Raw genomic sequence first — 25,359 nt, forward strand, 5'->3', positions numbered from 1 at the left:
GGGGGTCCGGAGGCCCCTTTTCCTACGGTTGGTCCGGCTCCTCGGCGAGGTCCGGCACCAGCGCGCACAGTGCCTCGCGCTGCTCGGCGCCGACGAACTGGGACAGCGCCTCGCGGACCGTCTCCGCGAGCGCGCCGGAGGCCTCCCGGAGGAGTCGTCGGGCCTTGTCGGTGAGGGCTACCTCGATGCCGCGTTTGTCGCCGCACACGGACTCGCGGGTGACCAGGCCGGCCCGTTGGAGGCAGGCGATCTGGTAGGTGAGCCGGGTCTTGGGGCGGCCGAGGAGGTCGGCGATCCGGGTCATGCGCAGGCCGCCCCGCGGCTGCTCGGCCAGCAGGCACAGGATGAGGAACTCGTCGTGCGAGACGTCGAGGGTCTGCTTCACGACCGACCGCAGCCGTTGCTCCACCGCTCCCGTCGCGGCCAGCAGGAGCATCCAGGCGCGCAGCTCGCCGGGGAGCAGTCCGCCGCCCGCGGCGGAGAAGCAAGGGGGCTGGTCGGCGGGGTGTTCGTCGGGGGCGGCCATGGCTTCGAGTCTACCTGTTGTCCAAATTTGGATATTGGGCTAGCGTGAGGTCATCCAAATTTGAACGACAATTTGTCAACGAAAAGGGAGGACGGCCATGACCGTCGCCGTGGAAACAGGCACCTGGCAGCTCGACCCGACCGCGTCCACCGTGGGCCTGAGGCACAAGACCTTCTGGGGCCTGGTCACCGTCAAGGGCACCTTCGCCGCCGTCACCGGCCACGGCGAGGTCCGCCCCGACGGCTCGGCGACCGGCACCGTGACGCTGGACGTGGCCTCCCTGGACACCAAGAACGCCAAGCGGGACGAGCACCTGCGCTCGGCCGACCTCCTGGACGCCGGCAACCACCCGGAGATCACCCTCGCCGTCCGCGGCGCCGACCGCCTCGACGGCGACAGCGTCCGGGTGACCGGTCAGCTGACCGTGCGGGGCGTCAGCAGGCCGCTGAACCTCACCGCACGCCTGACCTCGGCGACGGCCGAGGCGCTCACCCTGGAGACCGAGTTCACCGTGGACCGCGAGCAGTTCGGCGTGACCTGGAACCAGCTCGGCATGATGCGCGGCCTGACCACGGTGACGGCCGCCCTCAGGTTCAGCCGCGCCGCGGCCTGACACCCAGCTCGGCCGGCCGCAGATCCCGGGTGGAGAGCGTCTGCGGGTTCCCCGTGAAGGCACGCAGCCGGATGTGGGCGCTCTTCTTGTCCGGCAGCGGGAACCGGCCGGAGGGCGCGCGCAGTTCGACGGTCGCCGTGGTGTGCGCCGGGATCGTGGCCGGGCCGCGCACCAGGGACCAGTACCTGCTCATGCCCTGCCCGGTCGTCAGCATGTAGTGCGGGGTGAGCGGGTCGCCCCCGGTGTTGGTCACCCGCAGGGTCAGCGCGGCCAGCGACTGCCTCGTGGCCTGCCGCGCCGACGCGATGGCCATCCGCAGCGGCGGCCGGCCCGTCACCGCCAGGGTCGCGCTCACCAGCGCGGGCAGCACCAGCAGGACCACCGCGCCCACCAGCGCCGGGCGGCGGCGCGGCCCCGTCAGCCACCGGGGGCGCGGCTGCCAGGCCCGGGCGAAGTCCGACAGCGGCACGGTGATCGCCGCCGCGAGCCACAGCGGGGTCATCATCAGGTAGTAGCCGTCCTGGGAGCGCGTCGCCAGGTAGAAGGCGCACCAGGGCAGCACGGTCGCCGCCGGGCCCAGCCGCCGCACGAACAGCACGAACAGCGCCAGCAGGGCGGCGGCCAGCAGCACGCTCGCGTGGCCGTACCAGTCGAGCCGGTCGCTGCCGTGCGTGAAGTACAGCGAGATGTCCACCAGGCCCTGACCGTGCAGCACCGCGCCCTGCGTCAGCGGCAGGGCGATCCCGCCGAGCCAGGGGCCCGGCTCGTGCACGACGAAGTACGCGTTGATCAGCAGCCAGGTCGCCGCGGCGACCCCGAGGATCCGCAGCACGACCAGCCAGGCCGCACGCCCGCCCAGTTCACCCCGGCGTACGGCGTAGATGCCGGCCAGCAGGAACGGCGTCACGAACCAGGGCAGTTGCTGCGCCGCGCACGCCGCCCCGAGGCAGACGGCCCGAGCGACGCCCGCCGCGCCGAGCCTTCCGCCGGCGCCGATCCGCGGCCAGCGCACCACCACCGGCACCAGCAGGGCCAGGGCGACGATCGCCGGGTAGCCCTGGCGGGCGTACGTCGGCAGGAAACTGAAGCCCAGACAGAGCATCGTCGCCGTCGAGCGCCACGGCATCGGCAGCATCCGCCACAGCACCACCGCGGCCGCGATCAGCGCGAGCGTCGCCATCGCCGTCGCCGGAGCGCCGCCGTGGCCCAGCCACAGCAGGGGCGCGGTCAGCAGCGGCGTGAGCGGGGGATAGCCGTACGTGAGGTCGTAACCGCCGTCTATCGTCGCCGTCAGCGCGACGCCCTTGGTGTGGAACAGCCAGGGCCACGGCTGCCCGTAGACCGGGTGTCCGGCCACCATTTCCCGCGCGGCCTGGGTGGTGAGGACCGCCTCGTCGCCGCCGGCGTGGTTCAGCGCCCAGGTGCACAGGGTGAGCGTGATCGCGGTCAGCAGCACCACCAGGTCCAGCCGGGCCAGCGAGCGCGCCCGGCGGACCGTCAGCGTGAGAACGCCGCTGATCAGGATCGAGGCGTAGCAGACGGAGATGACCGCCGCGAGGACCAACCGGTGGCTGGCCGCCTGGTTCCAGACCGAGCGGGTGCCGATGAAGAGGCTCGCATCGGCGAGCAGCGTCAGGACGCGGTGCCACTGCGCGGGGCTGCCGAGGTCTACGGGGCTGCCGAGGTCTACGGGGCTGCCGAGGTCTTCCGTGCGGCCCCCCGGGGTGGCGGACACCGCCGACTGCGTCCGCCGGCCGGGTGCCACCTGCTGTGTTTCTGCCAAGTGCACGGCACCGGACGCTAGTGGCAGCCGGTGAGCGGGGCGTCGTGGCAGGTGAAGAGTCCGGTGTGAGGGCGGTAAGAAACGGGCGTTTGCGTACATGTGCCTCGTGCCGGGCGGGGGAAGTGGCGGACGGACCTGTCGCGCTTCGTGTCGTTGTTGGGCCGAACGGGTGACTTGGCGTAAGAATTGGCTGGTGCAGGCATGGAGTGCGAGTCAGGTCGGGGGGAGCCGGTGAGCCGTTACGACGTCACCGATGAACAGTGGGAAGGGCTCGCCCAGGTCGTGCCGCTGCGTGGCCGGGACGCCTGGCCGTCGGCGGTGAACCACCGCTCGCTGCCGGACGCGGAGACCGAGACGCGACGCCGTTTCGTCGTCCTGCGGGTCAACGTCTTCGCGGACGCCCGCGAGGTCGCCGAGACACTGATGGCCGGGGTGCCGGTGCTGCTCGACCTCTCCAACGCGGAGGGTGAGGTCGCCAAGCGCGTCCTCGACTTCAGCACCGGCGTCGTCTTCGGCCTCGGCAGCGGCATGCACCGGGTCGACCGGAACGTGTTCCTCCTCACCCCGCCCGGCACGGAGGTCAGCGGGTTGATGGAGGGGGCGGGGATGTCCGAGGGCTGAGGCGCGGGGCTTTCGGGCGAGCCGTCCGGCCGGTTTCACGTCGGCCGGTCCCCCGATCGTAGGAAGGTGCCGCCGGCAAAACGGTTCGCCGTGGCGGTGGAGGCCTACCGTCCGGATATGGCCGTGCCTTCCGCGTCCGCCGCGTCCGCCGAGTCCTTCGCGTCGTCCGGGTCCTTCGCGGCCCCTGACCTCTCGGCGTCCAGCGAGCCTGTCGTGCCGGCGCAGTCGGCCCGTAGTCCGGAGTCCGTCCCGACGGACCCGGTCTCCACCGGACCCGCCGCCGTCGACGTACGCGCCCGGATCACCGAGTTGCGGCTGTCCGCCTTCGCCGGGCACCGGCGGGCCGCGTTTCCGCTGGGGGCCGTCACCCTGTTCGCCGGGCCCAGCGGTGCGGGGAAGTCGACCGCGTTCGGGGCGTACGAGGCGCTGGCGCGGCTCGGGGGAGGAGTCCGGCTCGCCGAGGTGTTCCCGGATCCGGTCGCCTGTGTGCCGGAGCGGGCGCGGCCCGACGCCGAGGGGCGGCGGGGGTTCCGGATCGGGTGCACGGCCGACGGTGCCGAGGGCCCGGTCCGGCTCGACGTCGCCGTACAGGCCGAGCCGCAGCTGCGGATCGTGGGCGAGCGACTGACGGCACGGGGCGTGGTCCTGCTGGAGACCGCCCTGCGCGACCCCGGCCGCCGGACCGTACAGGCCGCCTGGCACACCGCCGGCTCCGCCCCGGTGACCCGTGCCCCGCTGCCCGACGACCGCCTCGGCACCGCCCTGCTGCCGCTGCGGGTGGCCGGCAAGACGGACGGGCAGCGGCATGTGCTGGCCGCCGCCGAGCAGATGGTCGTCGCGCTGCGCTCCGTCTTCGTCTGCGACCCGCGCCCCGAGTACATGCGCACCCCCGTGCCGACCGGCACAGGGCGGCTCATGCCCGGCTGCGACAACCTCGCCGACGTCCTGTGGCGCACCCGGTTCGAGTGCGGCCGCCGGCACTCCGCACTGGTCGAGGCGCTGCGCGCGGGCTGCGCGGGGCCGGTGACCGACCTGGTCGCCGAGCCGCTCGCCGACGGCACGGTCCGGGCGCTGCTCGACCGCGGCGACGGCTTCCGCACCGAACTGGCCCGGCTCGGCGACGGCGAACTGCGCTATGTCGCGCTGGCGCTGGTGCTGCTGACCGGACCCGGCGTACTGGACATGGACACACCGGGCGAGGTACCCGACGCCCTGCGGACCCTCACCGTGCTCGCCGACGGCTTCGACCGCGGCCTCGACCCCGGCCAGCGCCGCGCACTGCTGGGGTTGGCGGCCCGGATGGGCGAGCGCGGCCACATCCGCTGCGTCGGCGCGGTGAGCGACGCCTCGTGGGCGGTCGGGACCGAGGGCGTCACAGTGGTACACCTGAACCCGTGACCGAACACCCTGACCTGGCCGGACTCCAGCGCAGGCTCGCCGAGTTCGCCGCCGTGCGCAACTGGCAGCCCTACCACACCCCCAAGAACCTCGTGGCAGCCCTCAGCGTGGAGGCGTCCGAACTGGTCGAGATCTTCCAGTGGTTGACCCCGGAGGAGTCGGCTCGCGTGATGGACGATCCCGACTCCGCGCACCGGGTCGCGGACGAGGTCGCCGACGTGCTCGCCTATCTCCTCCAGCTCTGCGAGGTGCTCGGCATCGACCCGCTGTCCGCCCTGTCGGCCAAGATCGACCGCAACGAACAGCGCTTTCCGGCCCCCGGTACGGACGACATCCCCTGACGTCGCCCGCGACCCCGACTCCCGGACTGCGGGGCTCCGTTATTACTCTTCGCAGTCAAATTTCCCGCCGAATCCGAATTGTTGTCCACAGATTTCGGACGACCTCTGGCTTTTCGCCCTACGGGGTTTCACGCTGGGTAGTTAACAAGGGAGTTCAAGCGGACGTGCGAGGACGCACGACAAGTGGGACGGGGGCAGCGCATGGATGCGGTGCGGCTCATTGTGACGAGCAGGCGGGCTCTGGCGGGAGGCGCCGACATACCCGAGATCATGGCCGAGGTGTGGCAGGCACAGGCCCTGGCCCAGGCGATCGGCAGTCGCCTCGCGGTGTCCGGCCCCCCGGAGCTGCGAGGCGAGGCACTGGGCCTGACCGAGCTGGCGGGCCGGGGCTGCGGCGTCCTGGACCCTCCCGAACTCGACCCGGGCGACCTGCGCGCCGCCCAGCTCACCGAGCTGGACGACGCCCGGCAGACCCTTCTCTTCCTCGGCGGTCTGCTCGGCGAGGTCGGTATCGCCCTGGTCGGCATGGCCAGTTCAGCGGCCGACGAGACGACCTACTGGCAGTGCATGGAGGCCATCGACGCCGCGGACGAGTCCCGGGACCGGGTCCTGGAGATGCTGCGCAAACTGGCGGCGCGGGAGGAGGTGTTACCCGAGGAGGCGAAGGACAGCCCGTCCGGCGTGTGAGGCGAACGCTGCGCAAGCCCGCTGTGCGGAGCGTCAGACCGGCTCGCCCTCTTTGGCCGACGCCCGCTGCAGATCCGCGTCCAGGGCCGACAGATCCGCGTTCAACGCCGCCATCAGCTCCTCCATCTGCTCCAGCAACCCCTTCGGCTGACCGGCGGAGCCACCCCCAGAGGGAATGGGCTCTTCTGACATCACGGCCTCCTCGGCCCGACACGCGACGGCGACGACCGTCCGGCGCGGGTGCCGGACGGTCCGGCTCCGACGGGCCAACGATCACCATCGGGGGTCACTGGCCCACGCCTCACCCGGCGCGCACGTGGGACGTTTTCACCCGACCGGGGACGGCCGCGCCAGGCGTCACCAGTGAGGTTGACGGGGCAGGTGGCGTGCAGGATGGATGTATGGACCTTCGAATCTTCACCGAGCCCCAGCAGGGGGCGACGTACGACACCTTGCTCACCGTGGCGAAAGCCGCCGAAGACCTCGGATTCGACGCGTTTTTCCGCAGCGACCACTATGTGCGGATGGGCAACGTGGACGGCCTGCCCGGCCCCACGGACGCCTGGATCACCCTGGCCGGCCTGGCCCGCGAGACCCGGCGCATCCGCCTCGGCACCCTGATGACGGCCGCCACCTTCCGGCTGCCCGGCGTACTCGCCATCCAGGTGGCCCAGGTCGACCAGATGTCCGGCGGCCGCGTGGAACTCGGCCTGGGCGCGGGCTGGTTCGAGGAGGAGCACAAGGCGTACGGCATCCCGTTCCCGAAGGACAAGTTCGCGCGCCTGGAGGAGCAGCTGGAGATCGTCACCGGACTGTGGGCGACCAAGCTCGGCGCGACCTTCGACTTCCACGGCCGGTACTACGACCTCACCGACTCGCCCGCGCTGCCCAAGCCGGCCCAGGAGAAGATCCCGGTGCTCATCGGCGGGCACGGCGCGACCCGTACCCCGCGCCTCGCCGCCCGGTACGCCGACGAGTTCAACATCCCCTTCGCCTCCGTCGAGGACAGCGAGCGGCAGTTCGGCCGGGTGCGCGCCGCCGCCGAGGAGGCGGGCCGCAGGGCGGACGACCTGACGTACTCCAACGCGCTCGTGGTGTGCGTCGGCAGGGACGACCAGGAGGTCGCCCGGCGGGCCGCGGCGATCGGCCGCGAGGTGGACGAGCTGAAGGCCCACGGTCTGGCCGGCTCGCCCGCCGAGGTGGTCGACAAGATCGGCCGGTACGCCGAGATCGGCTCCCGGCGGATCTACCTCCAGGTCCTCGACCTGGCCGACCTCGACCACCTGGAGCTGATCTCCGCTCAGGTCCAGTCGCAGCTGTCGTGACACGCCCCGCACCGGCCCCTCTCGGCCCGAGGCCGGAGGGGGCCCGGTGACCTGTGACGACCTTGTGACCGGAACTATGGCCTCCGTCACAGCCGGATCGGTGCCGCCCTGATGATCTCGTCCGATGGGTGAATCGGCGCTGGGCTCCTTCTTCTTTCTGCTGAGCATTCCCGCCGCCCTCGCGGTTCCGGTCTGGGTGGTCGTGGTCGCCGTCAAGCTCATCTCCGTGGCGGCGCCCGGCCGGCGCCCGGACTGGCGGCGGGATCTGCTGCGCTGGTCCGCCTGGATGGCGGGCTGGGGCGCGGTGATCCTCTATGTGCTCGGTGCCGGGGCGGTCGGGCTCGCCGTGCACGAGTCCTCGTCCGGCGCGGACTCCACGCCGGCCCACGAGTGCCGCGACGACTACCGGGTCGACCACCTCGTCGGGCAGACGGCCTCCTATCTGCCGCTGCGGTTCGACTGCGTCCTGGACGACGGCGGCACCTACCCGAGCAGCCCCGCCTACTTCTGGATCAACACGGTGGTCGCGGTGCTGGCCCTGGCCTCGATCGCGCTGGTCGTGACGAACGGGTACGCCGCGGAACGCCGGGCGGCGGCTCAGGGCCTGTCCGGCACTGCGGTCCGCTCCCGGAAGCCGGACAGGCCCTAGCCCTTCGAGTCCGGCTTCCAGTCCTGGGCGAGGAGCCCGAGCAGGACCTCGTCCAGGAACTCGCCCATCACCCAGGCCGAGGAGCGCAGCACGCCCTCGCGGACGAAGCCGTTGCGCTCGGCGGAGCGCAGCATCGCGGCGTTGTCCGACAGCGTCTCGATCTGCAGCCGCTGCAGGCCACGCACGACGAAACCGTAGTGGCACAGCACCGCGACCACGTCGGTGCCGTAGCCCTTGCCTCGGCAGGATGGCAGCAGCCCCAACCCGATGTGAGCGGACCGGTTGTGGTTGTCGATGCCCCACAGCGTCGCGGTGCCGACCAGCGTGCCGCCGTCCAGCTCCACCACGGAGAACGGGACGTGCCCCTGCTCCTTGTCGTCCACCACGAGCCGCGGATCCTTCGAGCCGGGCGTGATCGGCCGCCACGGCCCGCCTTCGGCCCGCGAGGCGTTGACCACGTCGTCATAGAGCTCGGCCCGCAGGACCGGGATGTCGTCCTCGTGCCGGGCCCGCAGCCCGACCTTGTTGCCCCTCAGCATGCAAGCTTCCTATCCGACCGGCCTGGCCTGCGGCAAACGAATAGAAGGCCGGCTCAGTGGAGGCAGAGGCAGAACGGATGGCCGGCCGGATCCGCGTAGATCCGCCAGTTGGCCTCCGGGCGGAGCTGGTCCGTCCGCTCCAGCACGGTCGCGCCGAGGGCGAGCGCCCGCTTCTCCTCGCCGTCGAGGTCGTCCACGTCGAAGTCCAGGTGGAGCTGCTGCGGGCGCTCCTGGCCGGGCCATTCGGGCGCTCGGTAGCCGTCCACCCGCTGGCAGGCCAGCGGCGTCCCCTCGAACCCGTGTACCTCGACCCAGCCGGGATCCTCCGGATCCGCGACCACCCGCCCGCCGAGCAGATCGGCGTAGAACTCCGCGAGCCGTACCGGATCGGCGCAGTCCAGCGCGACCGCCTGCAGCTTTCGAATCACTTCCGACACTCCTCGCTCTTCGGCCGCTTCCGCGACGCCCCCGTACGGGAGGGGTCGTACCCGCCGCGGCGGGGCGCATGCGCGTACCGGTTCCGCTGTCGGGTGAGAGGGCCCAGGTGCCGACGGGCGCCGGGCGGACCGCTGCCCGCCCGGCCCCCACCGTCCCTCCCTTACTCAGCCGCGCTGCGCGAAGCCGTAGTCGAGGATCTTCTTCGCGTCGTTGAGCCGCTCGTCCACCGACGTGTCCGCGAGCACCGTGCCCACGACCGTCCTGCCGCCCCGGGTCGCCGCGAAGACCAGGCAGAACTTCGCCTCGGGGCCGGAGCCGGTCTTCACGCCGATCGCGCCCCGGTAGGTGTCCAGCAGCTTGTTCGTGTTCTCCCACGGCGCCATCGCGTGCGTTCCGCCACCGGGCCGGTAGGACTTCATGTCGTCGTACACCTTGGTGCCGACGACCTTCTTGAACGTCTTGTTCTTCAACGCGACCCCGGCCAGCTTGGCCAGGTCACGGGGGGAGGCGTGGTTCTTGCCGTTGGACACCCCGTCGAAGGAGTCGAAGTGGGTGTGCGTCAGGCCCAGTTCACGCGCCTTGCCGTTCATCTTCGCGATGAACGACTTCGTCCGCTGGGCCGTCGTCGACCCCGACCCGTAGGTGTCCGCGAGCGCGTACGCCGCGTCGCACCCGGACGGCAGCATGAGCCCGTACAGCAGGTCCCCCACGCTCATCGAGTCGCCCAGGATCAGCTTGGCGCTGGAGTACCGCGGGGCGCCGGTCTTCGGGTCGATGACGTAGTCCGTGTACTCCTTCTTGATCTTCACCTTGCGGCCGAGGTCCACGTTCCGCTGCGACAGCACGACGAGTGCCGTCATGATCTTCGTTGTGGAGCCGGTCCGCAGCTCGGTGTCCGCCGCCTTCCCGAACAGCGTCTTCCCGGTGGCCGCGTTCATCGCGTACGCACCCTGGGCCGACACGGTGGGCGCCGGCGGCGCCGACGGAGCGGCCTGGGCGGGAGCGGCCGCGAGAACCCCCGTGGAGAGCACCACGGCGGCCGTCGCCGCGATCGCGGCCCGTCTGCGCATGGGCACACCGGTGTCGATGGTCATTGCCATCCCCGTTCTGTCAGTGGTCAGTTGACGGTGGATCACTTCATCAGGTCGCGTCCCGGAGAGCCATGGCGAAGATCACAGGAAGAGGTGCGATGTGGTCACGGTGTGGACTCCCTGTGCCGGAACTGTGGGCTCCGTCACGGCGTGCATGATCCGGACCTGATCGGATGACCGGGTGCGTAAAGTCCTCCCTCTCGCAGTCACCGGCCTGCTGGCCCTGTCGGCCTGTCAGTTCGCCGGCCAGGACGACGCCGCAGGCGACGCCCACCACCTCAACACCATGGAGTCGCTCCCGCTGCACGCCTACCTGCCGGACCCGTCGTCGGACGGGGGGAAGGTCATCGGCAAGGCGCAGTGGATCCTCGCGAAGAAGTGCATGGTCCGGCTCGGCTTCTCCGGCTTCGCGGCACTCAACACCAAGGCCGTGGAGTCGACGTATCCGGTCCGGCAGGGAAGCCTCGCGAGCCGCAGCACGGCCGGTGACGACAGCCTCTACGGGGTCGACGACCCCGATCTGGCCACCGAGCACGGTTACCACAACCGCGCTCAGGACCAGGAGGAGTCCGAGCAGCCCCAGGAGTGGCCGGCCGACCAGTACGTCGCCCTCACCGGCACGTTCGACTCCGGCGACAGCCACCGTGCCCAGGGGAACCCCATTCCCGAGGGCGGGTGTCTGGGACAGGCGACGCGGCAGATCTACGGCCCTGCGCCCAAGACGGCGAAGGTGGGCGGCCTGAAGCTCACCGGCTACTTCTCGCTGCCCCTCGAACTCTGGTACGAGTCCCACAAGAAGGCGCGCAAGGACCCGGCCTGGAAGAAGGCCGACCGCGCATGGTCGGCCTGCATGAAGGAGAAGGGCTTCCACTACCCCGACCCGGACGAGGCATCGGCCGACACCGCCTGGTACCGGACCGGGAAGCCGTCGGGCAAGGAGAAGAAGACGGCGTCCGCGGACGCCCGGTGCAAGCTCGACACCGACTACATCGACACCGTCCACGGCATCGAGTCCCGCGTCCAGAAGAAGGTCATCGGCGAGCGCAAGAAGGACCTGGACGCCATGCGCGCGGCGAACGAGCGGGCTGTCGGGAACGCCCGGACGATCATCGAGAAGGCGTAGGACGGCGCCCGTCGGCGGCATCGGCGGGCGTCGGCGGCACCGGCGGGCGTCGGCGCCGCTCTGAAACCGATGGTCAGATCTAAAACCGATGGTCAGAGCGCGCCGTACGCGGGAGACTCGGACGTGTGTTCCTGACGATATCCACGAGCGGCACCGCCGCCCTCCCCGCCACCGACCTCGGGTTCCTGCTGCACAAGCATCCCGACAAGGCGCAGAAGTTCTCGACCTCCTACGGCACCGCGCACGTCTTCTACCCGGAGGCGGACGCCGAGCGCTGCACGGCCGCGCTGTTGCTCGAGGTCGATACGGTCGCGCTGGTCCGGCGGGGCAAGGGCAAGGGCCGTGGCGGAGCACCCGACGCGGCGCTCGCGCAGTACGTCAACGACCGCCCCTACGCGGCCTCCTCGCTGCTCGCGGTCGCACTGAGCGGCGTGTTCTCAAGCGCCCTGCGGGGCGTGTGCAACGCCCGCCCGGAGCGGGCCGCCGAGCCCCTGCCGCTGCGCATCGAGGTGCCCGCACTGCCCGCCCGAGGCGGCCCCGACCTCGTACGACGGCTCTTCGAACCGCTCGGCTGGGCGGTGACGGCCGAGCCCGTCGCCCTCGACACCGAGTTCCCCGAGTGGGGCGATTCGCGCTACGTCCGCCTCGTCCTGGAGTCGGAGAAGCTGACCCTCGCCGAGGCGCTGCGCCATCTGTACGTGCTGCTGCCCGTCCTCGACGACGCCAAGCACTACTGGGTCTCCTCCGAGGAGGTCGACAAGCTGCTGCGGGCCGGCGAGGGCTGGCTGCCCACGCACCCGGAGCAGAAGCTGATCACGAGCCGGTACCTGTCCCGTCGCTGGTCGCTGACCCGGCAGGCGATGGAGCGGCTGGAGCTGGTGCGCCTGGCCGAGGCCGACGACAGCGAGGTCGAGTCGATCGACAATGCCGTGGCGGAGGAGTCGGAGGCCGAGGAGAAGCCGACCCCGCTCGCCGTGCAGCGGCGCGAGGCGATCCTCGCCGCCCTGCACGCGTCCGGCGCCGCCCGGGTGCTCGACCTGGGCTGCGGGCAGGGCCAGTTGGTGCAGGCACTGCTCAAGGACGTGCGGTTCAGCGAGGTCGTCGGCGTCGACGTGTCCGTGCGGGCCCTCACCATCGCCTCGCGGCGGCTGAAGCTCGACCGGATGGGGGAGCGGCAGGCGGCCCGCGTCAAGCTCTTCCAGGGCTCGCTCGCCTACACCGACAACCGGCTCAAGGGCTACGACGCCGCCGTGCTCAGCGAGGTGATCGAGCACCTCGACCTGCCCCGGCTGCCCGCCCTGGAGTACGCCGTGTTCGGACACGCGCGCCCGCGCACGGTCCTCGTGACCACCCCGAACGTCGAGTACAACGTCCGCTGGGAGACCCTGCCCGCCGGACACGTACGGCACGGCGACCACCGCTTCGAGTGGACCCGCGAGGAGTTCCGCACCTGGTCGGCGGCCGTCGCCGAACGGTACGGCTACGAGGTCGGGTTCGAGCCGGTCGGGCCCGACGACCCCGAGGTGGGGCCGCCCACCCAGATGGCCGTGTTCCACCGCGACGAGAACCTGGGCGACACTCCGAAGGAGGCGAAGGCAGCATGACCGAGACGCAGAACAAGGGACGGGCTCTCCCCGTCACCGACCTCTCCCTCGTCGTCCTGGTCGGCGCCTCCGGCTCGGGCAAGTCCACCTTCGCCCGCCGGCACTTCAAGCCCACCGAGGTGATCTCCTCCGACTTCTGCCGCGGTCTCGTCTCCGACGACGAGAACGACCAGAGCGCGAGCGGGGACGCCTTCGACGTCCTGCACTACATCGCCGGCAAGCGGCTGGCCGCCGGCCGCCGTACCGTCGTCGACGCCACCAGCGTGCAGCAGGACAGCAGGCGCCAGCTCATCGAGCTGGCCAAGAAGTACGACGTGCTGCCCATCGCCATCGTGCTGGACGTGCCCGAGGAGGTCTGCGCGGAGCGCAACGCGGCCCGCACCGACCGCGCCGACATGCCCCGCCGGGTCATCCAGCGGCACATCCGCGAACTCCGCCGCTCCCTCAGGCACCTGGAGCGCGAGGGCTTCCGCAAGGTGCACGTCCTGCGCGGGGTCGAGGAGGTCGACGCCGCCACCGTCGTCACCGAGAAGCGCTTCAACGACCTGACCCACCTCACCGGCCCCTTCGACATCATCGGCGACATCCACGGCTGCGCCTCCGAACTGGAGTCCCTGCTGGCCAGGTTGGGCTATGCCGACGGCGTGCACCCGGACGGCCGTACCGCCGTCTTCGTCGGCGACCTGGTCGACCGCGGCCCGGACAGCCCCGGCGTGCTGCGCCGGGTGATGTCGATGGTCGGGTCCGGGAACGCGCTGTGCGTGCCCGGCAACCACGAGAACAAGTACGGCCGTTACCTCAAGGGCCGCAAGGTCCAGCACACCCACGGGCTCGCCGAGACCATCGCGCAGATGGAGGGCGAGAGCGAGGAGTTCAAGGCGGAGGTACGCCGCTTTCTGGAGGGGCTGGTCAGCCACTACGTGCTCGACGGCGGCAAGCTGGTCGTCTGCCACGCCGGTCTGCCCGAGAAGTACCACGGCCGCACCTCCGGCCGGGTGCGCTCGCACGCCCTGTACGGCGACACCACCGGCGAGACCGACGAGTTCGGGCTGCCCGTGCGCTACCCGTGGGCGGAGGACTACCGGGGCCGCGCGGCCGTGGTCTACGGGCACACCCCGGTCCCGGAGGCCACCTGGCTGAACAACACCATCTGCCTGGACACCGGCGCCGTCTTCGGCGGCAAGCTGACCGCGCTGCGCTGGCCGGAGCGCGAGCTGGTGGACGTACCGGCGGAGCAGGTCTGGTACGAGCCGACGAAACCGCTGCGCAGCGAGGCGCCCGGCGGGCACGACGGGCGGCCGCTGGACCTGGCGGACGTGTACGGCCGCAGGGCCGTGGAGACCCGGCACGCGGGCCGGGTCGCGATCCGCGAGGAGAACGGGGCCGCGGCCCTGGAGGTCATGAGCCGCTTCGCGGTCGACCCGCGCCTGCTGCCGTACCTGCCGCCGACGATGGCACCGACGGCGACCTCGCAGGTCGACGGCCACTTGGAGCACCCGCAGGAGGCCTTCGCGCAGTACGCGGCGGACGGGGTCGCGCGGGTCGTGTGCGAGGAGAAGCACATGGGCTCGCGGGCGGTGGCCCTGGTGTGCCGGGACGCGGACGCGGCGCGGGAGCGGTTCGGTGTGGACGGCCCCACGGGATCCCTGTACACCCGTACCGGACGGCCGTTCTTCGACGACGAGCAGGTGACCGAGGAGATCCTCGGCCGGCTGCGCTCGGCCGTCGCGGACGCGGGCCTGTGGGAGGAGCTGGACACGGACTGGCTGCTGCTGGACGCCGAGCTGATGCCCTGGTCGCTGAAGGCCTCGGGTCTGCTGCGCAGCCAGTACGCGGCCGTGGGTGCCGCCTCCGGTGCCGTGTTCCCCGGTGCGCTCGCCGCACTGGAGGCCGCGGCGGACCGTGGCACCGACCTGGGCGGGCTGCTGGACCGGCAGCGTGACCGCGCAGCGGACGCGGCCGCGTTCACCGACGCCTACCGCCGTTACTGCTGGACGACCGACGGCCTGGACGGGGTCCGCCTGGCCCCCTTCCAGATCCTGGCCGTCCGCGGGCGCAGCCTGGCCGCGCTGCCGCACGACGAGCAGCTGGCCCTGCTCGACCGGCTGGTCGAGCACGACGGCACCGGGCTGCTGCAGACCACCCGGCGGCTGTACGTCGACACGGGCGACCCCGAGTCGGTCCGCGCCGGCGTCGACTGGTGGCTGGAGATGACCGGCCGGGGCGGCGAGGGCATGGTCGTCAAGCCGGTCGGGGCGGTGGTCCGCAGCCCGGAGGGCCGGCTGGTCCAGCCCGGCATCAAGTGCCGGGGCCGGGAGTACCTGCGGATCATCTACGGTCCCGAGTACACCCGGCCGGACAACCTCGCCAAGCTGCGGCAGCGGTTCCTGAACCACAAGCGGTCGCTGGCGATCCGCGAGTACGCCCTGGGCCTGGAGGCCCTGGACCGGCTCGCGGACGGGGAGCCGCTGTGGCGGGTGCACGAGGCGGTGTTCGGGGTGCTGGCCCTGGAGTCGGAGCCGGTGGACCCCCGTCTGTGAGTCAAAGCCTGTCGTCGAACTCCCGCCGGCCGCGACTTCGACGACAGGCCCTACCCCGCCAGCCGCAGCCGCTGCCCGCACACCCCCACCCGGACCGTCTGCCCCCAGGTGAGCTGGAGCGCGTCCGTCTCGATGCCGTCGCCGAAGGCGATGAGCCGGTCGGACTCCACGGTGACCGTCAGGGACGCCGAGGCCGCGAGTTCGCCCGCCACCAGGGTCGTACCGGTGGCGGGTGACGGCCAGGCCTCCCGGACGAACCACACCAGCCGGTCCTCGGTGGGGGAGGGCAGCGGGAGCCGGCTGCCCCGCTCCTGCCACACCGAGCGCAGCCAGCCGGTCGCGCCGGTGCCGGTTCCGACCAGCACCCCGGAGGAGGCCTGGGCCTCGACGGCACCCCCGTCGTCGTCGAGGCCCAGGCGGTAGCGGGCGGTCTGGTGGCCCGGTGTGCCGAGGTAGATCTCGTTGAGCGCCACCAGCCGCTGGGTGTCGTCGGCGACGGCCTCGACCATGGTGAGTTCGTCCACCGTGGCCTGCGCCGCCGACAGGAGCTTCGCCGCGTCCTGCGGGCGGTGCCGTACCAGCACCCCGGGGTTGCGGCCCGGGTCGGTGTCGATACCGATCACCGGCTGGCCGGTCAGGTACTTGGCGACATTGGCCACCAGCCCGTCCTGGCCGACGACCACGACCACGTCCTCCGGTGCGAACAGGAACCGGTCCAGGTCCGCCCGCTCCACCTGTGCCTGACGCCAGGTCAGCGGCACCGCCGAGGTCACCTCGGCCAGGGCGCCGCGGGCTCGGCGGTGGCGTTCGGCGACCTCCTCGATGTCCCGGCCCCGGGAGGCGAGGAAGAAGGCGGCCTGGCCGTGCGTGCCGTGCCGGGCCACCAACTCCTCGTACTCCGTGGTGCGATGGACCAGCACGGCGCGCGGCGCGAGGCTCACTCCGCAGCCCCCGGGGACAGCCTGGTGAGCAGCCCGGTCAGCACGTCCGGCGAGACGGTGACGCTGTCGATGCGCGGCAGGTTCTCGGCCAGCCGGGTCGCGGTGAGCGCCTGCAGGGTCGTCGTCCCGTCGATCCCGGCCTCCGCGTGCACCCGTAGCCAGGCCGCCTGGGCCTGCGCCCGCGCCTCGCCGACCTCACGCGCGCCCTCGGCCTCCGCGCGGGCGACCCGCTCGGCCCGCGCGGCCTCGGCCTCGGCGAGCCGCAGGGTCCGCGCCGCCTCCGCCTCGGTGAGCTTCACCGTCCGGGCCGCCTCGGCCTCCGCGAGCTTGACCGACCGCGCGGCCTCCGCCTCGGCCAGCTTGACCGACCGGGCCGCCTCCGCCTGGGCGCGCACCGCGTCCGCGGCCGCCTGCTCCTCGGCCTCGCGGCGCGCGTTGGTGCCCCGCTGCTCCACCAACTGCTCTTCTCTGCGGGCGAGTTCGATCCGGCTGGCCAGTTCGTTCTCGGCGATGGTCCGCTCCCGCTCGACCGCGACGGCCCGCCGCTCGTAGGTCGCCCGGTCGGCCTCCTGCTGGATCTGTTCCCGGGCCGGGGTGCGCAGCGCCCGCTCCACCTCCGGTTCCGGCCGCAGCGCCATCACCCGTACCGCCACCACCTCGATGCCGGTGGCGGGCAGCCGCGGCTCGCCGCCGAGGCCCGCGGCGACCCGCTCGCGCACCGCCGCGACGCCGTCGACCAGCGCCGCCGAGAGCGGCGTACGGGCGAGGACGTCCAGCGCGTGCTGCTGGGCCGTCTCGGTGAGCAGGGTGCCCAGCTGCTCCAGCGGGGTGCCGCGCCAGGCGCCGGTGTCGGGGTCGATCGAGAAGTCCAGGCGGGCGGCGGCCACGGCCGGGTCGGCGATCCGGTAGGTGACCGTCGCCTGCACCGCCACGTCCTGGAAGTCGGAGGTGCGGGCGTGGAAGGTCATCGCCAGTTCCCGGTCGTCCACCGGCACCTCGGACAGGGCGGCGGTCAGCGGGCGGAACCAGAAGCTGAGCCCGGGACCGTCGTGGACCAGCGTGCCGGAGCGGTGGTGCCGGATGTGCGCCGTGGGCGCGCCGCGCAGATGACGCCAGCCCAGGCGCCGGGTGATGTCGGCCATGAGTCCCCCTCGTTGAACCCCTCGCTTTTCGTCATGGCGACGATAATCGCACCTTCCGCTTCTCGTCAAGAGGACGAAAACAGGAAGGGACGGAAACGGCCAAGAAGGGCGTGAAGACGGGCAGCAATGGCCAGGATGGTGGCATGGCATATCACGTCGACTCCGAGGCCGGGCGGCTGCGCAGCGTGATCCTGCACCGGCCCGACCTGGAGCTCAAAAGGCTCACTCCCAGCAACAAGGACGCCCTGCTGTTCGACGACGTGCTGTGGGTGCGCCGGGCGCGCGCCGAGCACGACGGGTTCGCCGACGTCCTGCGCGACCGCGGGGTCGCCGTCCATCTCTTCGGTGATCTGCTCGCGGAGGCGCTGGAGGTCCCGGCGGCCCGGGCGCTCGTCCTGGACCGGGTCTTCGACGAGAAGGAGTACGGCCCGCTCGCCACCGACCATCTGCGAGCCGCCTTCGAGACCCTGCCCGCGCGCGAGCTGACCGAGGCCCTCGTCGGCGGGATGACCAAGCGGGAGTTCCTGGCGGCGCACGAGGAGCCGACCTCCGTGCGGTTCCACGTCATGGACCTCGACGACTTCCTGCTCAGACCCCTGCCCAACCACCTCTTCACCCGTGACACCTCCGCCTGGATCTACGACGGCGTCTCCATCAACGCCATGCGCTGGCCGGCGCGGCAGCGCGAGACCGTGCACTTCGAGGCGATCTACCGGCACCACCCGCTCTTCCGCGACGAGCTGTTCCACATCTGGTCCGAGGGGCAGGCCGACTACCCGTCCACCATCGAGGGCGGCGACGTCCTGGTCATCGGCAACGGCGCGGTCCTCATCGGCATGAGCGAGCGCACCACCCCGCAGGCCGTCGAGATGCTCGCGCACAAGCTGTTCGCCGCCGGGTCCGCGCAGACGATCGTCGCGCTGGACATGCCCAAGAAGCGCGCCCTGATGCACCTCGACACCGTGATGACCATGGTCGACGGCGATGTCTTCACCCAGTACGCGGGCCTCGGCATGCTCCGCTCGTACACCATCGAGCCGGGCGCCGCCGACAATGAGCTGAAGGTCACCGACCACCCGCCGGAGCACATGCACCGCGCGATCGCCGCCGCCCTCGGGCTCAGCGAGATCCGCGTCCTGACCGCCACCCAGGACGTCCATGCGGCCGAGCGCGAGCAGTGGGACGACGGCTGCAACGTGCTCGCCGTCGAGCCCGGTGTCGTCGTCGCCTACGAGCGCAACGTCACCACCAACACCCATCTGCGCAAGCAGGGCATCGAGGTGATCGAGATCCCGGGCAGCGAGCTGGGGCGGGGCAGGGGCGGCCCGCGCTGTATGAGCTGTCCCATCGAACGCGAGGCGGTGTGACCGAGCAGGTGTGACCGAGCCGGTGTGACGAAGCGGGCTGTATATAAATGCTGACTGTCGTATAGAATTCCAAAGTCCGTGCACCCGTATCCCTGGAGCGCCCCCATGGCGACAGTCCCGACCGCCCTCGCCGGCCGCCACTTCCTCAAGGAACTGGACTTCACCGAGGAGGAGTTCCGTGGTCTGGTCGAGCTGGCCGCCGAGCTGAAGGCCGCCAAGAAGGCGGGGACCGAGACGCAGTACCTGCGCGGCAAGAACATCGCACTGATCTTCGAGAAGACCTCGACGCGCACCCGCTGCGCGTTCGAGGTCGCCGCCGCCGACCAGGGTGCCCACACCACCTACCTCGACCCGTCCGGCTCGCAGATCGGACACAAGGAGTCCGTGAAGGACACCGCCCGTGTCCTCGGCCGGATGTTCGACGCCATCGAGTACCGCGGACACGGCCAGGGCGTGCTCGAGGAGCTGGCCACCTACGCCGCGGTCCCCGTCTACAACGGCCTCACCGACGAGTGGCACCCCACCCAGATGCTCGCCGACGTGCTCACCATGACCGAGCACAGCGACAAGCCGCTGACCCAGATCGCCTTCGCCTACCTCGGCGACGCACGGTACAACATGGGCAACTCCTACCTGGTCACCGGCGCCCTGCTCGGCATGGACGTCCGTATCGTCGCCCCCAAGCTGCTGTGGCCGGACGAGACGATCATCGAGGTGGCCCGGCAGCTCGCCACCGCCTCCGGCGCCCGGATCACCCTCACCGACGACGTGAAGGACGGCGTACGCGGCACCGACTTCATCGCCACCGACGTCTGGGTGTCGATGGGCGAGCCCAAGGAGGTCTGGGACGAGCGCATCGCGCTGCTCGGCCCGTACGCCGTGACCATGGACGTGCTCCGCGCCACCGGCAACGACCAGGTGAAGTTCCTGCACTGCCTGCCGGCCTTCCACGACCTCGGCACCGCCGTCGGCCGCGAGATCCACGAGCGGCACGGGCTGACCGAGCTGGAGGTCACCGACGAGGTGTTCGAGTCCGAGCACTCCGTCGTCTTCGACGAGGCCGAGAACCGGATGCACACGATCAAGGCGGTCCTGGTGGCCACCCTGGCGGGTGCGTCACACAGCGTTGCCTGACCCACCTCACCAGGCCTTATCCTGACCGGCGGCCCGGCACCACCCCAGCCATGGCCGCCGCAGCGATCGACCAGTGATCGCGCCCGCACCACCAGAAACGAGCACCACCCGCATGCCCGCTCCTCGCATCAAGTCCCCCGGCGCGCTCATAGCCGAGTCCGGCGCCGACCGTGAAGGCCACGGCCTCAAGCGCACGATGGGCCTCTTCCAGCTCATCTGCTTCGGCGTCGGCGCCATCGTCGGCACCGGCATCTTCGTCGGCCTCTCCGACTCCGTCGCCCAGGCCGGCCCCGCCGTGGTCGTCTCCTTCGTCCTCGCCGCGATCACCTGCGTCTTCACGGCCCTCTCCTTCGCCGAGCTGGGCGGCGCCATCCCGGTCTCCGGCTCCTCGTACTCCTTCGCCTACGCGGGCCTCGGCGAGTCCACCGCCTTCCTGGTCGGCTGGTGCCTGCTGCTGGAGTACGGCATCTCCATCTCGGCGGTCGCCGTCGGCTGGAGCCAGTACGTCAACGAACTGCTGCACAGCCTCACCGGCTGGCAGCTGCCCGCCGCCCTCTCGGCCGGTCCGGGCGACGGCGGCGTCGTGAACCTCCCCGCCGTGATCGTCATCGCGATGGCCTCCCTGCTCCTGGTCCGCGGGGTGCGCGAGAGCGCCCGGGCCACCGCCGCCATGGCGGCCGTGAAGCTCGTCGTCCTCCTGGCCTTCTGCGTCATCGGCTACAGCGCCTTCAAGGACGGCAACCTCACCCCGTTCTCCCCGGCCGGCCTCGGCGGCATCGGCGCGGGCACCACCGCCGCCTTCTTCTCCTACATAGGCTTCGACGCGATCACCACGGCCGGCGAGGAGGCGAAGAACCCCCGCCGGGACATCCCCGTAGCGATCCTGGTCTGCATGGGCCTGGTCACCCTCCTCTACTGCGCGGTCGCGCTCGCCGCGATCGGCGCCATCGGCGGCAAGCAGGTGGCCGGCCGCCCCGCAGCCCTCTCCTACGTCGTCAACCAGGTCACAGGCTCGGCCATCGGCGGCGGTGTCATCGCCTTCGGCGCGGTCGTCGCCATCGCCTCCGTCGTCCTCGCCGTGATGTACGGCCAGACCCGCATCCTGATGTCGATGTCCCGGGACGGCCTGATCCCGCGCGTCTTCGAGAAGGTGTCGCCCCGGACCTCGACCCCGGTGGCCGGCACCCTCATCGTCGCGGTCGTCTTCGCCGTCCCGGCGGCCTTCGCCTCCCTCGACGCCGTGATGAACCTGTGCACCATCGGCACGCTCGCCATCATGGCCGTCGTCAACATCGCCGTGATCGCCCTGCGCCGCCGCGAGCCGGGCCTCGCCCGCAGCTTCCGGGTGCCGCTCTACCCCGTCGGCCCGCTGCTCGGCGTGGGCTTCTGCCTCTACCTGATGTACGAGACCGGCTGGCAGACCTGGATCCAGTTCGCGGTGTTCCTCGTGGTCGGACTGCTCGTCTACGTCGCCTACGGGCGCCGGCACTCCACGCTGGCCCAGCCGGCCGCCGAGGTCACGCCGGACGCCGCTGACCGGGAACCACAGGCAGTCTGAACCACACCGCCTTGCCCGACGGGGTCGGGCGGTGACCGCAGGACGAACTGAGGGCGCGGATCAGCAGCAGACCGCGCCCTCCCTCCTGCCAGGGGTCGGGCTCCTCGATCACCGGACGGGTGAGATGGCCGGGCGGTGCCGGATCCGGGTCGTGCACCTCGACCTGGCAGCCGCTCGGCAGCAGCTCGACGACCAGCTCGATCGGGCCACGCCCGTCGGTGTGCTCCACCGCGTTGGCGACCAGTTCGGCCGTGAGCAGCTCGGCGGTGTCGGGATCGGCTGCGTGCTCCACCTCGGCGAGGGCCGTACGGACCAGGGCGCGCGCCACGGGCACCGCCGCTGCGGTGTGCGGCAGCGCGATGCGCCAGGAGGCCGGTTCGGTGGGGCGTTCGTGCAAGGCGAGTCCGTTCATGGAGCAGGCTGTCCTGCTTTCAACCGTAGGAATGGTACGGGCCCGGCCACAGAGACCGTCGTCGGGCACCGCTCGGGACCTTCGGCCCCGGTACCGGGCGGCTTACCCGGCCGAACGCCCTGCCTCGCGCGGCTGTGCCCACTGTTACGACGCTGTGGACGATCGGTGACGCGCGTGACGGGACCCGGCCATCCCAGGACAGCGCTGTCGCGCCATCGTGACGGCAGTCACAAAGACGTGTTAACTTCGTCGGGTAGCGCTGCGTGAGGCACCGCCCCCTTAGGAGGCCGCACGTCATGAGTCCTTTCACCGGCTCCGCCGCCCGCACCTCCGACTGGGAGCACCTGCGGGTCCAGCTGGCCGACGGGGTCGCCACCGTCACCCTCGCCCGCCCCGACAAGCTCAACGCGCTCACCTTCGGCGCCTACGCCGACCTGCGTGATCTGCTCGCCGAGCTGAGCCGCGAGCGGTCGGTCCGCGCCCTCGTCCTGGCCGGCGAGGGCCGCGGCTTCTGCTCCGGCGGCGACGTGGACGAGATCATCGGCGCCACCCTCTCCATGGACACCGCCCAGCTGCTCGACTTCAACCGGATGACCGGGCAGGTGGTACGGGCGATCCGCGAATGCCCGTTCCCGGTGATCGCCGCCCTGCACGGCGTGGCCGCCGGCGCCGGCGCGGTCCTGGCCCTCGCCGCCGACTTCCGCATCGCGGACCCCTCGGCCCGCTTCGCCTTCCTCTTCACCCGCGTCGGCCTCTCCGGCGGCGACATGGGCGCGGCCTATCTGCTGCCCCGGGTCGTCGGCCTCGGCCACGCCACCCGCCTCCTCATGCTGGGCGAGCCGGTACGCGCCCCCGAGGCAGAACGCATCGGCCTGATCAGCGAACTGACCGAGGAGGGCGCCGCGGACGAGGCGGCCCTCACCCTGGCCCGCCGCCTGGCCGACGGCCCCGCCCTGGCGTACGCCCAGACGAAGGCCCTGCTCACGTCCGAGCTGGACATGCCCCTCGCGGCATCGATCGAACTGGACGCCTCGACCCAGGCCCTCCTGATGACCGGCGAGGACTACGCGGAATTCCACACGGCGTTCACGGAGAAGCGCCCGCCGAAGTGGCAGGGACGGTAACCATGGAAGCTGACCTGAGGAACGAAGGGGCGCGGGGCCCTGTCGATTTGCGGCTCCGCCGCGGGGCGCGACAAGCCACAACGCACCCGCAGCCGCCCACGACGACGAATCACCCCCAACGCATCGCGATCATCGGCGGAGGCCCCGGCGGCCTGTACGCCGCAGCGCTCCTGAAACGACTCGACCCCACCCGGGAAATCACGGTCTGGGAACGCAACGCCCCCGACGAAACCTTCGGCTTCGGAGTGGTCCTCTCCGACGAAACCCTGGGCGGCATCGAACACGCCGACCCCGAGGTCTACGAGGCCCTACAACGCGACTTCACCCGCTGGGACGACATCGACATCGTCCACCGAGCCACCCGCCAAACCTCCGGAGGACACGGCTTTGCGGCACTCGGCAGGAAACGCCTCCTGGAAATCCTGCACGACCGCTGCCGCACCCTCGGCGTGGACATCCGCTTCCGCACCGAAGCCTCCGACCCCCACCACCTCTCATCGACCCACGACCTCCTCGTCGCAGCCGACGGAGTCCACAGCGCCACCCGCAAGACCTACGCCGAGGTGTTCCGCCCCCAGGTGACCGAACACCGCTGCCGCTACATCTGGCTCGCCGCGGACTTCCCCTTCGACGCCTTCCGCTTCGAGATCGCCGAGACCGAGCACGGCGTGATGCAGCTGCACGGCTACCCGTATGCGCCCGACGCCTCCACCGTGATCGTCGAGATGCGCGAGGAGGTCTGGCAGGCGGCGGGATTCGACGAGGTCACCCCGCAGGAGTCCATCGAGCGCTGCGCCAAGATCTTCGCCGACGCGCTCGGCGGCAGGCCGCTGCGCTCCAACAACTCCGCCTGGACCACCTTCCGTACGGTGGTCAACGACCGCTGGTCGCACGGCAACGTCGTCCTCCTCGGGGACGCGGCCCACACCGCCCACTTCTCCATCGGCTCCGGCACCAAGCTCGCCGTGGAGGACGCGCTGGCCCTGGCGGCCTGCCTGGAGGAACAGCCCGATGTGCCACGGGCGCTCGCGGCCTACGAGGAGGAGCGCAAGCCCGTCGTCGCCTCCACCCAGCGGGCCGCCCGGGCGAGCCTGGAGTGGTTCGAGAACGTGCGGCTGTACCTCGACCAGCCGCCCCGCCAGTTCGCCTTCAACCTCCTCACCCGCAGCCGCCGCGTCACCCACGACAACCTGCGGCTGCGCGACGCCCGCTTCACCGAGGCCGTCGAGCGCGAGTTCGGCTGCCCGTCCGGCACACCGCCGATGTTCACCCCGTTCCGGCTGCGCGGCCTGACCCTGCGCAACCGGGTCGTCGTGTCCCCGATGGACATGTACTCCGCGGTCGACGGCGTCCCCGGCGACTTCCACCTGGTCCACCTCGGCGCCCGTGCCCTCGGCGGGGCCGGCCTGGTGATGACCGAGATGGTGTGCGTCAGCGAGGAGGGCCGGATCACCCCCGGCTGCACCGGCCTCTACACCGGCCGCCAGGCGGAGGCCTGGAAGCGGATCACCGACTTCGTGCACGCCCAGGCACCGGGTACGGCGATCGGGGTGCAGCTCGGGCACTCCGGCCGCAAGGGCTCGACGAAGCTGATGTGGGAGGGCATGGACGAGCCGCTGCCCGACGGCAACTGGCCGCTGACGGCCGCCTCCCCGCTGCCGTACAAGCCGGGCAGCCAGACCCCGCGCGAACTCACCCGGGCCCAGCTCACCGACATCCGCGAGCAGTTCGCCGCGTCCGCCTGGCGGGCCGCCCGCGCCGGCTTCGACCTGCTCGAACTGCACTGCGCCCACGGCTATCTGCTCTCCGGCTTCCTCTCCCCGCTCACCAACCGGCGCACCGACGCCTACGGCGGCTCGCTGGAGAAGCGGCTGAGGTTCCCGCTGGAGGTGTTCGACGCCGTACGCGCGGTGTGGCCGGAAGAGAAGCCCCTGACCGTGCGCATCTCGGCCACGGACTGGGCCGAGGGCGGCACCACTGCCGAGGACGCGGTCGAGACCGCCCGGGCCTTCGCGGCGCACGGCGCCGACGCCATCGACGTGTCGACGGGACAGGTGGTGGCCGAGGAGCGGCCGGAGTACGGGCGGTCGTACCAGACGCCTTTCGCCGACCGCATCCGGCACGAGGCCGGCGTCCCCGTGATCGCGGTCGGTGCGATCTCCTCCTGGGACGACGTGAACTCCCTGATCCTGGCCGGGCGCACGGACCTGTGCGCGCTGGCCCGGCCGCACCTGTACGACCCGCACTGGACCCTGCACGCGGCCGCCGAGCAGGGCTACGAGGGTCCGGGCGTCGCCTGGCCCGCGCCCTACCGGGCGGGCAGCCGCCGTCCCCAGACCGGCCGGACCGATGCCCCGAAACCCCGCCTGACGCTCAGCCACTGAGGCCCGTCTGCTGTACTCG

24 protein-coding genes are annotated in these 25,359 nt (G+C 71.6%); 15 read left to right on the plus strand and 9 right to left on the minus strand.

Features of this window, described 5'->3' with window-relative positions; genetic code table 11:
• Positions 1-22 precede the first annotated feature (22 nt).
• Positions 23-526, minus strand: a complete 504-nt coding sequence (locus ACFYZZ_RS00860) for a MarR family winged helix-turn-helix transcriptional regulator (RefSeq protein WP_389169766.1) — start codon at positions 524-526, stop codon at positions 23-25.
• Positions 527-623: 97 nt separating this feature from the next.
• Between ACFYZZ_RS00860 and ACFYZZ_RS00865 the strand changes: the two genes are divergently transcribed.
• The gene (locus tag ACFYZZ_RS00865; RefSeq protein WP_389169768.1) at positions 624-1,139 is read left to right on the plus strand and encodes a YceI family protein; all 516 of its coding nucleotides are present in this window, start codon (positions 624-626) and stop codon (positions 1,137-1,139) included.
• Here the strand turns inward: ACFYZZ_RS00865 and ACFYZZ_RS00870 are convergent.
• The gene (locus tag ACFYZZ_RS00870; RefSeq protein WP_389169771.1) at positions 1,120-2,928 is read right to left on the minus strand and encodes a hypothetical protein; all 1,809 of its coding nucleotides are present in this window, start codon (positions 2,926-2,928) and stop codon (positions 1,120-1,122) included. The two genes, ACFYZZ_RS00865 and ACFYZZ_RS00870, sit on opposite strands and share 20 nt — an antisense overlap.
• 195 nt (positions 2,929-3,123) lie before the next feature.
• On the opposite strand from ACFYZZ_RS00870, the gene ACFYZZ_RS00875 reads away from it, so the two are divergent.
• From ACFYZZ_RS00875 to ACFYZZ_RS00890, 4 genes are all read left to right on the plus strand, one after another.
• Positions 3,124-3,543, plus strand: coding sequence for a cell division protein SepF (locus tag ACFYZZ_RS00875; RefSeq protein WP_389169774.1), 420 nt, complete (start codon positions 3,124-3,126; stop codon positions 3,541-3,543).
• Between the two features lie 117 nt (positions 3,544-3,660).
• Positions 3,661-4,941, plus strand: coding sequence for an AAA family ATPase (locus tag ACFYZZ_RS00880; RefSeq protein WP_389169777.1), 1,281 nt, complete (start codon positions 3,661-3,663; stop codon positions 4,939-4,941).
• On the plus strand, positions 4,938-5,282 hold the full coding sequence (locus ACFYZZ_RS00885; RefSeq protein ID WP_389169780.1) for a nucleotide pyrophosphohydrolase: 345 nt from the start codon (positions 4,938-4,940) through the stop codon (positions 5,280-5,282). The genes ACFYZZ_RS00880 and ACFYZZ_RS00885 overlap by 4 nt, the downstream gene beginning before the upstream one ends.
• A 201-nt stretch (positions 5,283-5,483) precedes the next feature.
• Complete coding sequence (locus ACFYZZ_RS00890; protein WP_386575791.1) at positions 5,484-5,969, plus strand: DUF6099 family protein; 486 nt, start codon at positions 5,484-5,486, stop codon at positions 5,967-5,969.
• A gap of 33 nt (positions 5,970-6,002) precedes the next feature.
• Here ACFYZZ_RS00890 and ACFYZZ_RS00895 read toward each other — a convergent pair whose 3' ends face one another.
• Positions 6,003-6,161 (minus strand): hypothetical protein, encoded by a 159-nt coding sequence (locus ACFYZZ_RS00895; RefSeq protein WP_389169781.1) that lies wholly within the window; start codon positions 6,159-6,161, stop codon positions 6,003-6,005.
• Between the two features lie 209 nt (positions 6,162-6,370).
• On the opposite strand from ACFYZZ_RS00895, the gene ACFYZZ_RS00900 reads away from it, so the two are divergent.
• The gene (locus ACFYZZ_RS00900) at positions 6,371-7,294 is read left to right on the plus strand and encodes an LLM class F420-dependent oxidoreductase (protein WP_389169784.1); all 924 of its coding nucleotides are present in this window, start codon (positions 6,371-6,373) and stop codon (positions 7,292-7,294) included.
• 124 nt (positions 7,295-7,418) lie between these two features.
• Positions 7,419-7,943: a hypothetical protein gene (locus ACFYZZ_RS00905; protein ID WP_389169786.1), complete on the plus strand. Its 525-nt coding sequence runs from the start codon at positions 7,419-7,421 to the stop codon at positions 7,941-7,943.
• On the opposite strand, the gene ACFYZZ_RS00910 is transcribed toward ACFYZZ_RS00905, so the two are convergent.
• The 3 genes from ACFYZZ_RS00910 to ACFYZZ_RS00920 all read right to left on the minus strand — a co-directional run bounded on the left by ACFYZZ_RS00910 (position 7,940) and on the right by ACFYZZ_RS00920 (position 10,014).
• Positions 7,940-8,482 carry a GNAT family N-acetyltransferase gene (locus tag ACFYZZ_RS00910; RefSeq protein ID WP_389169788.1) on the minus strand — a complete coding sequence of 181 codons (543 nt, stop codon included), beginning with the start codon at positions 8,480-8,482 and terminating at the stop codon, positions 7,940-7,942. The genes ACFYZZ_RS00905 and ACFYZZ_RS00910 overlap by 4 nt on opposite strands.
• A 53-nt stretch (positions 8,483-8,535) precedes the next feature.
• Complete coding sequence (locus ACFYZZ_RS00915; RefSeq protein ID WP_389169790.1) at positions 8,536-8,910, minus strand: VOC family protein; 375 nt, start codon at positions 8,908-8,910, stop codon at positions 8,536-8,538.
• A gap of 174 nt (positions 8,911-9,084) precedes the next feature.
• On the minus strand, positions 9,085-10,014 hold the full coding sequence (locus ACFYZZ_RS00920; RefSeq protein WP_389169792.1) for a D-alanyl-D-alanine carboxypeptidase family protein: 930 nt from the start codon (positions 10,012-10,014) through the stop codon (positions 9,085-9,087).
• A 178-nt stretch (positions 10,015-10,192) separates the two neighbouring features.
• On the opposite strand from ACFYZZ_RS00920, the gene ACFYZZ_RS00925 reads away from it, so the two are divergent.
• The 3 genes from ACFYZZ_RS00925 to ACFYZZ_RS00935 all read left to right on the plus strand — a co-directional run bounded on the left by ACFYZZ_RS00925 (position 10,193) and on the right by ACFYZZ_RS00935 (position 15,278).
• Positions 10,193-11,134: a hypothetical protein gene (locus ACFYZZ_RS00925; RefSeq protein ID WP_389169795.1), complete on the plus strand. Its 942-nt coding sequence runs from the start codon at positions 10,193-10,195 to the stop codon at positions 11,132-11,134.
• 125 nt (positions 11,135-11,259) lie between these two features.
• Positions 11,260-12,738 carry a 3' terminal RNA ribose 2'-O-methyltransferase Hen1 gene (locus ACFYZZ_RS00930; protein ID WP_389169797.1) on the plus strand — a complete coding sequence of 493 codons (1,479 nt, stop codon included), beginning with the start codon at positions 11,260-11,262 and terminating at the stop codon, positions 12,736-12,738.
• Positions 12,735-15,278 carry a polynucleotide kinase-phosphatase gene (locus ACFYZZ_RS00935; protein WP_389169800.1) on the plus strand — a complete coding sequence of 848 codons (2,544 nt, stop codon included), beginning with the start codon at positions 12,735-12,737 and terminating at the stop codon, positions 15,276-15,278. Before ACFYZZ_RS00930 ends, ACFYZZ_RS00935 begins: the two co-directional genes overlap by 4 nt.
• A gap of 50 nt (positions 15,279-15,328) precedes the next feature.
• Here ACFYZZ_RS00935 and ACFYZZ_RS00940 read toward each other — a convergent pair whose 3' ends face one another.
• On the minus strand, positions 15,329-16,219 hold the full coding sequence (locus ACFYZZ_RS00940) for a hypothetical protein (protein ID WP_389169802.1): 891 nt from the start codon (positions 16,217-16,219) through the stop codon (positions 15,329-15,331).
• A complete protein-coding gene (locus tag ACFYZZ_RS00945) occupies positions 16,216-17,361 on the minus strand; it encodes an SPFH domain-containing protein (protein ID WP_389169805.1) in 1,146 nt (381 codons plus the stop codon). The genes ACFYZZ_RS00940 and ACFYZZ_RS00945 overlap by 4 nt, the downstream gene beginning before the upstream one ends.
• 143 nt (positions 17,362-17,504) lie before the next feature.
• Here ACFYZZ_RS00945 and ACFYZZ_RS00950 point away from each other — a divergent pair, with 143 nt between their 5' ends.
• The 3 genes from ACFYZZ_RS00950 (at position 17,505) to ACFYZZ_RS00960 (ending at position 21,420) form a co-directional block, all read left to right on the plus strand.
• The gene (locus tag ACFYZZ_RS00950; protein ID WP_389169807.1) at positions 17,505-18,728 is read left to right on the plus strand and encodes an arginine deiminase; all 1,224 of its coding nucleotides are present in this window, start codon (positions 17,505-17,507) and stop codon (positions 18,726-18,728) included.
• A 105-nt stretch (positions 18,729-18,833) separates the two neighbouring features.
• Complete coding sequence (gene argF / locus ACFYZZ_RS00955; protein ID WP_389169809.1) at positions 18,834-19,862, plus strand: ornithine carbamoyltransferase; 1,029 nt, start codon at positions 18,834-18,836, stop codon at positions 19,860-19,862.
• Between the two features lie 112 nt (positions 19,863-19,974).
• Complete coding sequence (locus ACFYZZ_RS00960) at positions 19,975-21,420, plus strand: amino acid permease (RefSeq protein WP_389169811.1); 1,446 nt, start codon at positions 19,975-19,977, stop codon at positions 21,418-21,420.
• Here ACFYZZ_RS00960 and ACFYZZ_RS00965 read toward each other — a convergent pair.
• The gene (locus tag ACFYZZ_RS00965) at positions 21,380-21,832 is read right to left on the minus strand and encodes an ATP-binding protein (RefSeq protein ID WP_389169814.1); all 453 of its coding nucleotides are present in this window, start codon (positions 21,830-21,832) and stop codon (positions 21,380-21,382) included. The genes ACFYZZ_RS00960 and ACFYZZ_RS00965 overlap by 41 nt on opposite strands.
• A 296-nt stretch (positions 21,833-22,128) precedes the next feature.
• On the opposite strand from ACFYZZ_RS00965, the gene ACFYZZ_RS00970 reads away from it, so the two are divergent.
• Complete coding sequence (locus ACFYZZ_RS00970) at positions 22,129-22,956, plus strand: enoyl-CoA hydratase family protein (protein ID WP_389169817.1); 828 nt, start codon at positions 22,129-22,131, stop codon at positions 22,954-22,956.
• Positions 22,957-22,958: 2 nt separating this feature from the next.
• Entirely contained in the window at positions 22,959-25,340 is a 2,382-nt protein-coding gene (locus tag ACFYZZ_RS00975; RefSeq protein ID WP_389169819.1) for a bifunctional salicylyl-CoA 5-hydroxylase/oxidoreductase, read from the plus strand.
• The last annotated feature ends 19 nt before the right edge of the window (positions 25,341-25,359 follow it).

Origin of the sequence: Streptomyces sp. NPDC001816 (assembly GCF_042892235.1) — a bacterium.
Taxonomy (GTDB): domain Bacteria; phylum Actinomycetota; class Actinomycetes; order Streptomycetales; family Streptomycetaceae; genus Streptomyces.

Bases quoted from the DNA above. Each gene is read 5' to 3' on its own strand.
- ACFYZZ_RS00860 (WP_389169766.1), bottom strand. From the start codon at position 526: ATGGCCGCCCCCGACGAACACCCCGCCGACCAGCCCCCTTGCTTCTCC.
- ACFYZZ_RS00865 (WP_389169768.1), top strand. From the start codon at position 624: ATGACCGTCGCCGTGGAAACAGGCACCTGGCAGCTCGACCCGACCGCG.
- ACFYZZ_RS00875 (WP_389169774.1), top strand. From the start codon at position 3,124: ATGGAGTGCGAGTCAGGTCGGGGGGAGCCGGTGAGCCGTTACGACGTC.
- ACFYZZ_RS00880 (WP_389169777.1), top strand. From the start codon at position 3,661: ATGGCCGTGCCTTCCGCGTCCGCCGCGTCCGCCGAGTCCTTCGCGTCG.
- ACFYZZ_RS00890 (WP_386575791.1), top strand. From the start codon at position 5,484: ATGGATGCGGTGCGGCTCATTGTGACGAGCAGGCGGGCTCTGGCGGGA.
- ACFYZZ_RS00895 (WP_389169781.1), bottom strand. From the start codon at position 6,161: ATGTCAGAAGAGCCCATTCCCTCTGGGGGTGGCTCCGCCGGTCAGCCG.
- ACFYZZ_RS00900 (WP_389169784.1), top strand. From the start codon at position 6,371: ATGGACCTTCGAATCTTCACCGAGCCCCAGCAGGGGGCGACGTACGAC.
- ACFYZZ_RS00905 (WP_389169786.1), top strand. From the start codon at position 7,419: ATGGGTGAATCGGCGCTGGGCTCCTTCTTCTTTCTGCTGAGCATTCCC.
- ACFYZZ_RS00910 (WP_389169788.1), bottom strand. From the start codon at position 8,482: ATGCTGAGGGGCAACAAGGTCGGGCTGCGGGCCCGGCACGAGGACGAC.
- ACFYZZ_RS00920 (WP_389169792.1), bottom strand. From the start codon at position 10,014: ATGACCATCGACACCGGTGTGCCCATGCGCAGACGGGCCGCGATCGCG.
- ACFYZZ_RS00935 (WP_389169800.1), top strand. From the start codon at position 12,735: ATGACCGAGACGCAGAACAAGGGACGGGCTCTCCCCGTCACCGACCTC.
- ACFYZZ_RS00945 (WP_389169805.1), bottom strand. From the start codon at position 17,361: ATGGCCGACATCACCCGGCGCCTGGGCTGGCGTCATCTGCGCGGCGCG.
- ACFYZZ_RS00950 (WP_389169807.1), top strand. From the start codon at position 17,505: ATGGCATATCACGTCGACTCCGAGGCCGGGCGGCTGCGCAGCGTGATC.
- argF (WP_389169809.1), top strand. From the start codon at position 18,834: ATGGCGACAGTCCCGACCGCCCTCGCCGGCCGCCACTTCCTCAAGGAA.
- ACFYZZ_RS00960 (WP_389169811.1), top strand. From the start codon at position 19,975: ATGCCCGCTCCTCGCATCAAGTCCCCCGGCGCGCTCATAGCCGAGTCC.
- ACFYZZ_RS00965 (WP_389169814.1), bottom strand. From the start codon at position 21,832: ATGAACGGACTCGCCTTGCACGAACGCCCCACCGAACCGGCCTCCTGG.
- ACFYZZ_RS00970 (WP_389169817.1), top strand. From the start codon at position 22,129: ATGAGTCCTTTCACCGGCTCCGCCGCCCGCACCTCCGACTGGGAGCAC.
- ACFYZZ_RS00975 (WP_389169819.1), top strand. From the start codon at position 22,959: ATGGAAGCTGACCTGAGGAACGAAGGGGCGCGGGGCCCTGTCGATTTG.